This window comes from Marinomonas algae (assembly GCF_047525555.1).
Classification (GTDB): domain Bacteria; phylum Pseudomonadota; class Gammaproteobacteria; order Pseudomonadales; family Marinomonadaceae; genus Marinomonas.
Genome location: NZ_JBLIXK010000001.1, coordinates 371,417 through 384,405, shown reverse-complemented (window position 1 = coordinate 384,405; position 12,989 = coordinate 371,417). Strand labels below are relative to the sequence as shown.

At 44.2% G+C, this 12,989-nt stretch carries 14 protein-coding genes; 7 read left to right on the top strand and 7 right to left on the bottom strand.

Features of this window, described 5'->3' with window-relative positions; all coding sequences use genetic code 11:
- Position 1: 1 nt before the first annotated feature.
- From moaB to ACMUMQ_RS01765, 4 genes are all read right to left on the bottom strand, one after another.
- On the bottom strand, positions 2-541 hold the full coding sequence (moaB, locus tag ACMUMQ_RS01780) for a molybdenum cofactor biosynthesis protein B (RefSeq protein ID WP_414680335.1): 540 nt from the start codon (positions 539-541) through the stop codon (positions 2-4).
- Between the two features lie 12 nt (positions 542-553).
- Complete coding sequence (moaA, locus tag ACMUMQ_RS01775; RefSeq protein WP_414680334.1) at positions 554-1,564, bottom strand: GTP 3',8-cyclase MoaA; 1,011 nt, start codon at positions 1,562-1,564, stop codon at positions 554-556.
- A 102-nt stretch (positions 1,565-1,666) separates the two neighbouring features.
- A complete protein-coding gene (gene queG, locus ACMUMQ_RS01770) occupies positions 1,667-2,746 on the bottom strand; it encodes a tRNA epoxyqueuosine(34) reductase QueG (protein WP_414680333.1) in 1,080 nt (359 codons plus the stop codon).
- Positions 2,747-2,805: 59 nt separating this feature from the next.
- Complete coding sequence (locus tag ACMUMQ_RS01765) at positions 2,806-3,066, bottom strand: hypothetical protein (RefSeq protein WP_024025190.1); 261 nt, start codon at positions 3,064-3,066, stop codon at positions 2,806-2,808.
- Positions 3,067-3,494: 428 nt separating this feature from the next.
- Between ACMUMQ_RS01765 and ACMUMQ_RS01760 the strand changes: the two genes are divergently transcribed.
- From ACMUMQ_RS01760 to trxC, 7 genes are all read left to right on the top strand, one after another.
- Positions 3,495-5,207, top strand: a complete 1,713-nt coding sequence (locus tag ACMUMQ_RS01760; protein ID WP_414680777.1) for an acetolactate synthase 3 large subunit — start codon at positions 3,495-3,497, stop codon at positions 5,205-5,207.
- Between the two features lies 1 nt (position 5,208).
- Positions 5,209-5,700: an acetolactate synthase small subunit gene (ilvN, locus tag ACMUMQ_RS01755; RefSeq protein ID WP_414680332.1), complete on the top strand. Its 492-nt coding sequence runs from the start codon at positions 5,209-5,211 to the stop codon at positions 5,698-5,700.
- A 127-nt stretch (positions 5,701-5,827) separates the two neighbouring features.
- Entirely contained in the window at positions 5,828-6,208 is a 381-nt protein-coding gene (locus tag ACMUMQ_RS01750) for a VOC family protein (protein ID WP_414680331.1), read from the top strand.
- A gap of 30 nt (positions 6,209-6,238) precedes the next feature.
- On the top strand, positions 6,239-6,514 hold the full coding sequence (locus ACMUMQ_RS01745; protein WP_414680330.1) for a putative quinol monooxygenase: 276 nt from the start codon (positions 6,239-6,241) through the stop codon (positions 6,512-6,514).
- A 167-nt stretch (positions 6,515-6,681) separates the two neighbouring features.
- On the top strand, positions 6,682-7,317 hold the full coding sequence (locus ACMUMQ_RS01740) for a LysE family translocator (protein WP_414680329.1): 636 nt from the start codon (positions 6,682-6,684) through the stop codon (positions 7,315-7,317).
- 135 nt (positions 7,318-7,452) lie between these two features.
- On the top strand, positions 7,453-8,037 hold the full coding sequence (locus ACMUMQ_RS01735) for a DUF938 domain-containing protein (RefSeq protein WP_414680328.1): 585 nt from the start codon (positions 7,453-7,455) through the stop codon (positions 8,035-8,037).
- Positions 8,038-8,132: 95 nt separating this feature from the next.
- Complete coding sequence (trxC, locus tag ACMUMQ_RS01730) at positions 8,133-8,579, top strand: thioredoxin TrxC (protein ID WP_414680327.1); 447 nt, start codon at positions 8,133-8,135, stop codon at positions 8,577-8,579.
- 35 nt (positions 8,580-8,614) lie between these two features.
- Here trxC and ACMUMQ_RS01725 read toward each other — a convergent pair whose 3' ends face one another.
- The 3 genes from ACMUMQ_RS01725 to ppsA all read right to left on the bottom strand — a co-directional run bounded on the left by ACMUMQ_RS01725 (position 8,615) and on the right by ppsA (position 12,869).
- Complete coding sequence (locus ACMUMQ_RS01725) at positions 8,615-8,866, bottom strand: YfhL family 4Fe-4S dicluster ferredoxin (protein WP_347982905.1); 252 nt, start codon at positions 8,864-8,866, stop codon at positions 8,615-8,617.
- 9 nt (positions 8,867-8,875) lie between these two features.
- A complete protein-coding gene (gene trhP, locus ACMUMQ_RS01720) occupies positions 8,876-10,243 on the bottom strand; it encodes a prephenate-dependent tRNA uridine(34) hydroxylase TrhP (RefSeq protein ID WP_414680326.1) in 1,368 nt (455 codons plus the stop codon).
- Between the two features lie 226 nt (positions 10,244-10,469).
- Positions 10,470-12,869: a phosphoenolpyruvate synthase gene (ppsA, locus tag ACMUMQ_RS01715; RefSeq protein ID WP_414680325.1), complete on the bottom strand. Its 2,400-nt coding sequence runs from the start codon at positions 12,867-12,869 to the stop codon at positions 10,470-10,472.
- Positions 12,870-12,989 lie beyond the last annotated feature (120 nt).

The window sequence follows — 12,989 nt, the reverse complement described above, 5'->3', positions numbered from 1 at the left end:
ATTAAGCCCCGTGTTGAGCGGACTCATAAGGCCCGATTAGCATGCTGACAAAGTTACAAGGTCTGTGAGAAGCATCAAGTTGCTCTTTTAAAATGCCATTCCAAGCTGTTTTACAGGCGCCTGTAGAGCCAGGTAAACAGAACACAAGTGTTTGATTTGCTAGTCCGGCCACTGCACGAGATTGAATCGTAGAGGTGCCGATTTCGCCATAAGAAATGTGTCTGAATAGCTCTCCGAAACCTTCGATGGTTTTATCAAATAATGGCATCATGGCTTCCGGTGTGCTGTCTCGTGAATAAAAACCAGTGCCGCCAGTGATCAAGACAACATGAACAGCTTCATCCGCAATCCAATTGGAAACAACCGCGCGCATTTGATAAACGTCGTCTTTTACCAGCTTTCTTTCTGTAAGTGTGTGTCCAGCTTCTGTGAGCAATTCAATAAGTGCATTGCCGGACGTGTCTTCAGCAATGGTTCGAGTGTCAGATACGGTTAACACGCTGATGTTTAACGGACGAAATGGAGTGGGTGTCTTAGCCATGAGATTCCTTCTTTAGCCTCCTGTTGCGCTCATAAAGCGCAATATTTGAGGGGCTTCATCTAGATTGAAATGATGTTGTTGGGGTTTTAACGCCAATGCTTCAATAATGGCGTTCTCTAACTCTTTTGAGCTATCTAGTGCGTCATTTTGCATGCTGCTGCGAATGACGCTTTTTAAATCTTTCGAGTGTTCGTTGCCTAAGCAAAGTAATAAACGGCCTTCAACAGTGAGTCGAACGCGATTACAGGTATCGCAGAAGTTGTGACTGTGAGGTGAAATTACGCCGACTTTGTGGCTTGATCCAGCAACGTGATAGTAGCGAGTAGGGCCGCCTGTTTTGATATCGCTTGGCGTTAATGTGTAATACTGGCTTAATGCGTCGATAACATCATCGCTGGATAAATAGGTTTCGGCACGATTGTGATCAGTAATAACACCAAGCGGCATTTCTTCAATGAAGCTTATGTCCATGTTGTGGTCTAGTGCAAATTTGGTGAGATCATATAACTCATCATCGTTATGATTCTTCATCATGACGCTGTTGATTTTTAACCGTTTGAAAGGGAGTTTGCTGGCCGCTTCGATTCCCTTGATAACCTGTTGGAATTTGTCTTTTCTGGTTAAGGCGAAAAAACGGTCTGCTTTTAAGGTATCCAAACTAATATTGATACGGGAAACGCCAATGTCGTAAAGGCTCTGCGCCATTTTATAAAGCTGAGAGCCGTTGGTTGTGATGGTTAACTCTTCCAGACCTTCGGTGTTGGCAATTTGTTCGAGTGCCCAAAGTACATTCTTACGAACTAAAGGTTCACCGCCGGTAATGCGAATATGTTTGGTGCCCATACGAATAAAGGTTTTCGCCACATGCACGATTTCTTCCAAAGACAAAACCTGTTCTCTAGAGAGAAAAGTCACGTCTTCGTCCATGCAGTAGGTACAGCGAAAATCACATTTATCGGTGACCGAAATGCGTAAGTAATCGATTTTTCGACCAAAGGGATCGATAAGGGCGTCCGTTATCAAAAAAATACCTCACAATATAAGCCTCTATCAAAGCAAAAAACGGCTGATTAAGCAAAGCAGTAGAAGGATATAGGCGTTATTTTTTGTCGTTATTTCAAAAGATTAAAGCGAGTTTTGATGTTGCTGAAGTGCCCAGATGACATGCTCTTTTACCAGTTCAGATGAAGTGGAAAGAGCGTTTTGTAATGTACTAATCGTTAGCTCGCTGGTGGGCGCATTGCCTAGAGCAACGGCGATATTGCGTCGCCAGTTTTCATAACCCGTACGTCGAATAGGAGAGCCTTCAGTATTCTTTAGGAAAGTTGCTTCGTCCCACTCAAATAAAGTAACAAGATCCGCTGAATCTAAATCGTGTCTTGGCTGAAAGTCGTCTTCTTCTGTGTATTTAGCGAATTTCGTCCAAGGGCAAACCAGTTGGCAGTCATCACAGCCGAAAATACGATTCCCCATTTTGCTGCGTAAGTCTTCAGGAATCGGGCCTTTGTGCTCAATGGTTAAGTAGGAAATGCATTTGCCCGCATCTAAAACCCAGGGTTCAACAAAAGCATCGGTAGGGCACTGAGTTAAGCAAGCTGTGCAACTTCCGCAATGTCGGTCTTTTGTTGGCTTATCAACAGGAAGTGGGAGATTGGTAAAAATCTCACCCAGTAAAAACCAGCTCCCCGCTTTTGGTGTTAACAGCAATGTGTTTTTGCCAATCCAGCCCATTCCCGCTTGCTCAGCAATTTGCCTTTCCAATACGGGAGCACTGTCAACAAAAGCACGGTAACCATGGTCGCCTACTTGTTGTTCAATCTTCTTTGCTAATTGAGTGAGGCGTTTGCGTATCAATTTATGGTAGTCACGACCTAAGGCGTATCGAGCAATATAGGCTTTGTCTTTGGTTTTTAAACGGCCTACAGTTTCTACGGACTGAGGCAAGTAATGCATGCGTAGGGAAATAACACGTCTTGTACCAGGGTGGAGTTGTTCAGGGTAGAAGCGCATATCGCCGTGATTGGCGAGATAATCCATTCCGGCGTGATATTCTTGATCGAGCCATTGCTTGAATTCGTCCTTATACTGGGCGAGATCAGGTTCGACAATGCGAGCTTCTGCAAAGCCAAATTCTATTGCCCATGATTTAATATCATCAGCAAGAGTTTGTAGTTCTTCTGGACTGGATAAAAACGAAGGAAGCAAGTGAATACCGAAATAACTGACACTAGGCCGGAAACGAGCCTAGTGTGAAAGAGCAAAAATTAGTAAAGCAAAGAGTCGCCTTTAACAACGTCCATCAACAATTTGATAAACATACGATCCGCTTCTGTGTGATCTTCTTGGATTTTTAAAGTCGTCTGATTAGAGACTTCTTCAGCGATGCGTTGGTAAGCATTTGGCTCGTTGATGTTTTCCTTAGCGATACGGACTAATTCACCAGCAAGTTCTGGATCCATCAACATTTTACGAAAACAGCGTAAAAATTCATCAATAACTCGTTGTTTGTTGAGCTCATTAGCCATGGTAAAACTCCTAATAAAATAATCTCGCTATGACACCACGAAGTGCCTGTTAGAGCAAGTTTTTCTGCGTGTTTTACTTGCTTTGTGTTGACAAAAAATAGACGCGAAGCCAGAATAGAGCCCATATAATTCGACGACACCCAGTCGATGTTTTTCTTTTTGGGCCACTAGCCTATCTCAGTCAGATTCGTTCTGATAAGCACAAGTATAATTTGGCGCAATACTGTCATTTTCTACTTCTCCTCGCGAAAAGACGCGGGCAGTGTAAAAACTGCGATTTCTTGCGTTTGAGTACTTCTATTTTAGTCGTTACCTCAGTTAGTTTTGCAAACTTCGTTCTATCAACTTTAATCTGCTTGTCTTATGCGGTTACAATAGCCGCACTTAAAAAAATTAAAAGACAGATGAATACTATAGAGGGTAACAAGGTGGAGTTATTATCCGGTGGTGAAATGATCGCCCGCTTCCTCAAAGATGAGGGAGTAGAATACATTTATGGCTACCCAGGTGGTGCCGCACTTCATATTTACGATGCATTACATCGTCAATCTGATGTAAAGCATGTTCTGGTTAGACATGAGCAAGCAGCAACGCACATGGCAGATGGTTATGCGCGAGCTACGGGTAAAGCAGGTACCGTTCTAGTTACCTCTGGCCCAGGTGCAACCAATACGGTAACAGGCATCGCGACGGCTTATATGGATTCTATCCCTATGGTTGTAATCTGCGGTCAGGTAATGAGTTATCTGATCGGTGAAGACGCGTTCCAAGAAACCGATATGGTGGGTGTTTCCCGTCCTATCGTGAAACACAGCTTTACCGTCAAGCATGCATCAGAAATTCCAATGATCTTGAAAAAGGCATATCACATTGCAAGCACTGGCCGACCAGGTCCTGTGGTTGTCGATGTACCAAAAGATATGACCATGCCAAGTGAAAAGTTTGAATACAAATACCCAGAGTCTGTTTCACTGCGCTCTTATACACCTCCAACCAAAGGCCACAGCGGTCAAATTAAGAAAGCGGTTGATTTGTTGTTAGCGGCAAAGCGTCCAATTATCTACGCTGGCGGCGGTGTTATCATGGGCGGCGCTTCTGATTTGCTGGTTAAACTAGCGAAATCATTGAACGTACCGGTAACGAATACCTTGATGGGCTTAGGCGGTTTCCCTGGAACGGATAAGCAATTCGTTGGCATGTTAGGCATGCACGGCAGTTACGAAGCAAACATGACCATGCATCATAGTGATGTTATTTTGGCGGTTGGCGCACGTTTCGATGACCGCGTAACAAACGACCCAGATAAATTCTGCCCAGGCGCGAAGATCGTTCATATCGATATCGACCCAGCGGCGATTTCAAAAACGATTCGTGCAGACGTGCCGATTGTTGGCCCTGTGACGCAAGTTTTGGAAGAAATGTTGTCTTTGATCGAAGGTCAAACGTCTAACACTGAAGCCTTAGTTAACTGGTGGAAGCAAATTAATGAATGGCGTGCTGTCCACGGCGGTCGCTACGACACAACGAGCGAAAAGATCAAACCTCAAGCTGCGATCGAAGCTTGTTGGAGAGCAACCAAAGGGGATGCCTTTGTTGCCTCTGATGTTGGTCAGCACCAAATGTTTGCTGCTCAATACTACAAATTCGATAAGCCAAATCGCTGGGTAAACTCTGGTGGTTTAGGGACAATGGGCTTTGGTTTACCTGCTGCTATGGGCGTTAAAATGAGTTTCCCTGAGGAAACCGTTGTTTGTGTAACAGGTGAAGGCAGTATTCAAATGAATATCCAAGAGCTTTCAACCTGTTTGCAGTATGGTTTGCCAGTCAAAATCCTATGTTTGAATAACGGTTACTTGGGCATGGTTCGCCAGTGGCAAGACATGAACTACGAAGGTCGTTACTCGAATTCGTACTTGGATTCATTGCCAGACTTCAAAGTATTGATGGACGCATACCGTCACAAATACGTTGAGATCAGAAGCAAAGACGAACTTGATGCCAAGATGGAAGAAGCGTTTGCCATGACAGACCAACTTGTTTTCATCAACTGTTATGTAGATCCAGAAGAGCATGTATATCCAATGCAAGTACCTCGTGGTGCAATGCGCGATATGTTCTTGAGCAAGACGGAGCGAACCTAATATGCGACACATTATTTCTGTATTAATGGAAAACGAGCCTGGTGCTTTGTCGCGCGTTGTTGGTTTGTTTTCTCAGCGTAACTTTAACATTGAGTCATTGAACGTAGCGGCAACAGACGATGCAACCTTGTCTCGTTTAACACTGACAACCTACGGTTCTGACCAAGTCGTCGAGCAAATTACGAAACAGCTAAATAAGCTGATTGATGTTATTAAGCTGGTGGACTTAACTGAAGGTCAGCACATCGAACGTGAAATGATGTTAGTAAAAGTACGTGCTACTGGCGCTCAACGAGCAGAAGTGAAACGTACGGTAGACATCTTCCGTGGCAACATTGTAGATATGACACCGTCAATCTACACGGTTCAGATCGTTGGCGAATCAGACAAACTAGACGGATTCCTACAAGCTTTAGGTGGCGCACATCTGCTTGAAGTGGTTCGTACCGGTGTTTCTGGTATCGCGCGTGGTGAAAAGACACTGTCTTTGTAATCACTTTGTCATAGCAATGGATGATATTAAAAGCCGCTCACATGAGCGGTTTTTTTGTGCCCATTTTTGGCAGGAGGCAGAAAAGCCTTCTAGAATAAATGAACCATTAAAACAGTTGGGGCACATTATGAAGAATAATCCGGTGGCTTGGTTTGAAATCTATGTTGATGATTTGTCGAGAGCAAAAGCGTTTTATGAGTCGGTTTTAAATGTTGAGCTAGAAGTCTTAGGTGATCCAAACGATCCGAGTATAAAAATGCTTGCTTTTCCTTCTAATATGGAAGGTTATGGTGCTACAGGAGCGTTGGTCAAAATGGATGGCGTGCCTGTCGGCCAAAACAGCACTTTGGTTTATTTTGCATGTGAAGACTGCTCTATAGAAGAAGCCAGAGTGGAAGGCGCTGGCGGTAAAGTAAATCAAACCAAGATGTCTATTGGTGAATATGGTTTCATCGCTATGGCTTTTGATACGGAAGGAAATATGTTTGGTTTGCATTCCTCCAAATAGGTTTTGAAAACAAGTTATTCAAGAGGGTTTATGTCAAAGGTAACGTTAAAAGGCTTTATTCTGGTTCCTGAGTCGGAGCTTGAAGTGGTAAAAGCAGAGCTGGTTAATCATAAGCGTTTGACTCTCGAAGAGTCTGGATGCATTCATTTTAGCGTTACAGAAAGCCCGATAAACCCTCTTCGTTTTGATGTGTATGAAGAGTTCAAAGACAAAGCGGCTTTTGATCATCATCAAAGCAGAGTGAAAGCCTCTCACTGGGGAAAATTGACGGTAAATGTTGAGCGTCATTATGAAATCACGGGCTAAATAAGCCGTAAATCTTTCAAGGCTTGAAGGTCAAGAAGTCTTCGCACACAATGTCTTTAAATCGTATAAAAAATAAGCTGACAGGCTTTTTATTAAGCGGTAAAGTGGCGCTGTTTTTATGGTTGTTCTAACCATTTTTGCTTCCTGTTTTGTGAGATCGAATCAATATGACTTTCAGCGTTTGGTTGGCGGTTGCGCCTTTATTAATGTTGCTTTCTTTAGGGCCAGGTCCGAATAACTTTTTGGCGATGCACAACGGTATGCAAGTCGGAACTGCAAAGGCGGTGACAGCGGTTGTTGGACGAAATTTAGCCTTTAGCATTTTGATGCTGGTATCCGCTTTGGGGCTAGGAGCAGTTATTGTGGCTTCTGCCTTTTGGTTCAGTGTTATTAAATGGTGTGGTGTTGCTTATTTATTTTATGTAGGTATCAAAACATGGCGCAGTGTCGCCGTTGTGCTTGAAGAACATGAGAGTGAAGAAGGCACAAAGGCGAAGCGAGGAAATTTTGCTCGTATGCGTCAGGAGTTCTTAGTGGCGATTGGTAATCCAAAAGCCATCCTATTGTTTACTGCGATTTTTCCTCAAATGCTCGATCTAAATCAGCCAGTGGCTGTACAATTTTTCTGGATGGGGCTGACTTTTTGTGTGACGGAATTTATCGCTGCGTATGTGTATGCCATGAGTGGTAAACAAATCCGTCGATTGATTCGCAGCCCAAAAGGCATGAAAAACCTGAATCGTGGTATGGGCAGCATCTTTGTCATGGCAAGCGGGCTATTAGCAACGGCAACAAGAGCGTAAGCTGGTTTTCTTTTTCAGTATAATCTTCATAAATAGGGTGGCTTAATGTCATCCTATTTTCTTTCAAGTATCTGTTGGAACTTTTTCAGGTACTCATTTTCCAAGTGGTTCTTATCTTCTCTCGGTATTTTTATTATGACTAAAAACTTTGCTCCTTCATGTGATCGAAACCAACAACCAATTTTAGATCAGCTTGTTGTGCATTTTCAGGGTTGCCAGCAAGTGCTTGAAGTGGGTTCTGGTACAGGTCAGCACGCGGTATTTTTTGCCAAGCATTTACCTCATTTAATCTGGAATACCAGTGATATGTTGGAGAACCATGACAGCATTAATGCATGGATGAAAGAAGCGAATTTAAGCAATGTGATAGCGCCTTTTGAATTTCATTTTGGTAAGAACGATTGGCCGGACCTTCCTTTAGATGGCGTTTTTACGGCGAATACCACGCACATCATGCAGCGTGATCAAGCAAAGTTGATGATGAAAACAGTGGGTGAGAATTTACCTTCCGGTGGCGTGTTTTGTCAGTATGGACCGATGAATGTAAACGGCGAATATACCAGTGAAGGAAATCGTGAATTTGACCAAAGTTTGAAAGCAGGCGGTTACGGTGGAATTTGTGACATTGCAGAATTAACGGAATGGGCAGAGAAAATGGCGCTTGTTGAAACCATTCCTATGCCAGCAAATAACATGTTATTGGTTTGGAAGGTGGCTTGAATTCAGGCTTGAAGAACACCATCCTATGATGCTGCCTGCGGTGTTTTAACAGGCGTTTTATATCACTCATTAATATTTTACATCTGAGGTTTAAGATGACGAATTCTCCCATTCAAATAGTTTGTCAAAGCTGCTATGCAAAAAATCGTCTGCCAAAAGAGAAATTGAGTGATAAGCCGCTGTGCGGGAAGTGCGGTAACCCTGTACTTGCCACTCATCCTATTGTGGGAAGTGATGCCAATTTCAGACGTTATATTACAGAGAATGCTTTGCCTGTGGTGGTGGATTTTTGGGCTTCATGGTGTGGACCGTGTCAGCAGTTCGCGCCTGTTTTTGAACAAGTCGCAGGAGAAATGTCTACGCAAGCCTGTTTTGTGAAGTTAGACACTGAGAAGAGTCAAATGATCGCTGGAGGTTATAATATCCGCTCTATTCCTACGCTTATGATCTTTCATCATGGAAAAGAAGTAGCACGTCTGTCTGGCGCCCTGCCAAAAGCGCAATTCAAGCAATGGCTTGCTCAGAATTTACCGACTATTTAACCGTATTTTATAGCGTTTAATGTTTCGTCCGGATATTAAACGTCAAAGTGTAACTCAACGAATTTCTCGTATAGGGCTTCTTCGGTTTCTCGTCTGTTTGGGTCTGGTTTCACACAATCAATAGGGCAGACGGCCACACAAGTGGGTTGGTCATAATGACCAACGCATTCTGTGCATTTGTCTGGATCAATAAGGTAAATCTTAGCCCCCATAGTAATGGCCTCGTTGGGACATTCTGGTTCGCACATGTCGCAATTGATACAACGATCATTGATTAATAATGCCATTGTTTGTCTCTATGCTGTTTTGCTTGCATGAGGTTGGCGAGTGGTTTGTCCTTCCGAGAGATTTCTCAGTAAGATTCCCATGGATGCATCGATACCTTGAGGGCAAGGAATGTTAACGATGTGACCACTGCCTTTGGCAACCTCGATGGCTCGTCCTTGTTTGTCGTTGAGCTCTGCTAGCTGAAAACTAACATTACCTTTCGGTGTCATAAGCTCTAATGAGTCACCGACACTAAAACGGTTTTTCACTTCTATAGTGAGAGCATTGCTGTTAGTTGAAATCACTTCACCAACGAATTGTTGGTGCTCGCTGATGGAGTTGCCTGTGTCGTAGTTTTGCATTTCCACATGACGATGACGTTGTAAAAATCCATCGGTGTAACCTCGGTGAGCTAGGTTTTCCAGAGTGTTCATCAGTTGGTTGTTGAAGCCTTTTCCTGCAACGGCATCGTTTATTGCTTGACGATAGACTTGCGCGGTTCTAGCGCAGTAGTAAAAAGACTTAGTGCGACCTTCAATTTTTAACGAATGAACGCCCATTTTTACCAAGCGTTCAACGTGTTGAATGGCGCGTAAATCTTTTGAATTCATGATGTAGGTGCCGTGTTCGTCTTCAAAAGCGGGCATGTATTCATCGGGGCGACCACGCTCTTGTAATAAGTAGAGCTGATCCGTTGGTTCTTGAATTTGTACGACAGAGGTTTGAGGTTGTATAGATGCATCGCTGCTGGCGATAATTTGTCCAACCTCGTCTTGTTTGGCGTCGTGAGCATTGTATTGCCAGCGACAAGCATTGGTGCAAGCGCCTTGGTTAGGATCGCGTTTGTTCATATAACCAGATAGCAAACAACGGCCAGAATACGCCATACATAAAGCCCCATGTACAAAGACTTCGAGTTCCATATCTGGCACTTTTAGACGAATTTCTTCAATCTCATCTAAAGACAATTCACGAGATAAAATGACGCGGGAAATACCTTGTTGCTGCCAAAATTTTACGGTTGCCCAATTCACTGCATTGGCTTGCACCGACAGATGAATTTGTTGATCTGGAAAGGCTTCTCGAACCATCATGATCAAGCCTGGATCTGACATAATTAGCGCGTCTGGATTGAGTTTGATGACAGGCTCTAAATCTTGAATATAGGTTTTCAATTTGGCGTTATGGGGGGCAATGTTACTCACAACATAAAGCTTTTTGCCTAAATCATGTGCTTCGTTAATGCCTATTTTCAGCTTTTCTAAATCAAATTCGTTATTGCGCACACGAAGAGAATAGCGTGGTTGCCCCGCATAAACCGCATCGGCGCCGTATGCAAAAGCATAACGCATGTTTTTTAATGAACCGGCTGGAGACAATAATTCTGGCGTAAACATAACACTCACTGATCGATGAAAAAACGCGCAGTTTACCTGCCCATTTATTCAACTCAAGATGTGTTGCTAGGATTGTTTGTTTAACTCATTGTGATTTGATTTAGGTCAAATTCTTATTGTATCGATAGCGAATGAATGCATTTTTGGAAGGTGTTTCAGATAAAAAAAGCCCCGCAAGTGCGGGGCCATAAAACTAGAGAGTAGCTAAGGAAGCCACGCGCTGTTGCTACACAGCATTCTGATCTAATGAAGTCGATTTCAATACTTCATCAAGATGCAGCCAGGTTTCGACAACGGTGTCAGGGTTAAGAGACATGCTCTCAATACCCTGAGCCACAAGCCAATCTGCAAAGTCGGCGTGGTCAGATGGGCCTTGCCCACAGATTCCCACGTATTTGCCTTGTTCGCGGCAGGCTTGTATCGCCATCGTTAGCAGTTTTTTCACTGCTGGATTTCGTTCGTCGAATTTGTCTGCGATTAAGCCTGAATCGCGGTCAAGTCCGAGGGTTAATTGGGTTAAGTCATTTGAGCCGATTGAGAAGCCATCGAAGTATTGAAGGAACTCATCCGCCAATAATGCATTCGAAGGCAGCTCGCACATCATGATGACTTTCAAGCCATTCTCGCCACGAGCCAAGCCTTGTTCTGCAAGCAGCTCAGTTACCTGTTGTGCTTCTTCTAATGTACGTACAAATGGAATCATGATTTGTACGTTGGTTAAGCCCATTTCGTTTCGGACTCGGCGAATGGCTTCACACTCTAGGGCGAAGCAATCACGGAAGGAGTCGTCGATGTAACGAGCCGCACCTCGGAAACCAAGCATTGGGTTTTCTTCGTCTGGCTCGAATAAAGGGCCGCCAACAAGGTTGTGGTATTCGTTTGACTTAAAGTCGGATAAGCGCACGATCACAGGCTTTTGCGAGAAAGAGCAAGCCAGTGTGGCAACGCCTTCAACAAGCTTATCGACGTAGAACTCGACTGGACCTGTGTAGCCAGCGATTCTGTGATCAATTTCTTCTTTGAGTGCTGGCGCCATGTCTGCGTAGTTGAGCAATGCTTTCGGGTGAATGCCGATCATGCGGTTGATGATGAACTCCAAGCGAGCCAAGCCAATGCCTGCGTTCGGTAGCATGGCGAAATCGAAGGCGCGATTCGGGTTGCCCACGTTCATCATGATCTTAACTGGTAGTTCAGGCATGTTGCCCACTTCCGATGTAATGACATCGAATGGCAATTCGCCTTGGTAAACAAAGCCCATATCACCTTGCGCACAAGATACGGTGACTTTTTGTCCGTCTTTTAAAACCTCAGTGGCATCGCCACAGCCAACCACGGCTGGAATACCAAGTTCACGGGCAATGATGGCAGCGTGACAGGTTCGTCCACCACGATTGGTGACAATCGCAGAAGCACGTTTCATGATGGGTTCCCAATCTGGATCGGTAATGTCAGTGACCAATATATCGCCCGGTTGGATGCGATCCATTTCTGCAATCGAAGACAGAACCTTCACTTCACCTGTGCCGATTTTGTGACCAATAGCGCGGCCAGTCATCAGCACTTGAGAAGTCTTTTTCAGGTTGTAGCGCTCCATGCTTTGGGCGTTACTTTGACTGCGTACGGTTTCTGGTCGTGCTTGAACGATGTAAATTTTTCCATCGATGCCATCTTTCGCCCACTCAATGTCCATTGGTCGTTTGTAATGGTCTTCGATGATGCAAGCTTGTCGAGCAAGGTCTTGGATTTCGGCGTTGGTCAACGCGAAGCGGTTTTGATCATCTAGCGCCACTGGAACGATTTTGACAAATTCGTCATCGCTGCCAGCTTCGGCGTATTCCATTTTCTGAGCTTTACTGCCAAGGCTTTTGCGCACAACCGACGGGCGATTCGCTGCAAGCGTTGGCTTGTGAACATAGTATTCGTCTGGGTTTACCGTGCCTTGCACGACCATTTCGCCCAAGCCGTAAGCAGCCGTAATAAAAACCACTTCATCAAAACCTGATTCTGTGTCTAGAGTAAATAAAACGCCGGATGCACCAATGTCACTGCGCACCATTTTTTGAATACCAGCAGATAATGAGACACCTTGGTGCTCAAAGCCTTGGTGAACGCGGTATGAAATCGCACGATCATTAAACAAAGACGCAAACACACGCTTGATGGATGCTTTAATGTCAGCCAAACCAACGACGTTTAAGTAGGTTTCTTGTTGGCCTGCAAAGGAAGCGTCTGGTAAATCTTCCGCCGTTGCAGATGAGCGTACCGCGAAGGATGTGTCGCTGGCGTTGTCATCACACAATAGGGCGAAGGCGGCTTCAATTTCTTGGTCGAATTCTTTAGAAAAATGGGCTTCTTCAATCCATGCTCGGATTTGCTCGCCTGTTTTGGCAAGTGCTTGAACATCGTCCACATTGAGAGCATTAAGTGCATCGTGGATTTTATCGTTTAGGCCGCTTTCTTCTAAGAAGCTTTGATATGCATAGGAAGTGGTCGCGAAACCGTTAGGCACTTGAATGCCAAGGTCTGTCAGATTAGAAATCATTTCTCCTAAAGAGGCGTTTTTGCCGCCAACTTCACCGACATCTTCTAAACGAAGATCTTTGAACCACTTCACAAATTTGCTCACAAGAAACTCCTATTATTTTTATGAGAGAAGGTTGCATCACCCTAATATTGGCTAGGCTGAACAATGCCTTCTATATTTTTTGGCTGATTGCCAACGAGACATCAGCGTTCATTCCTAGAG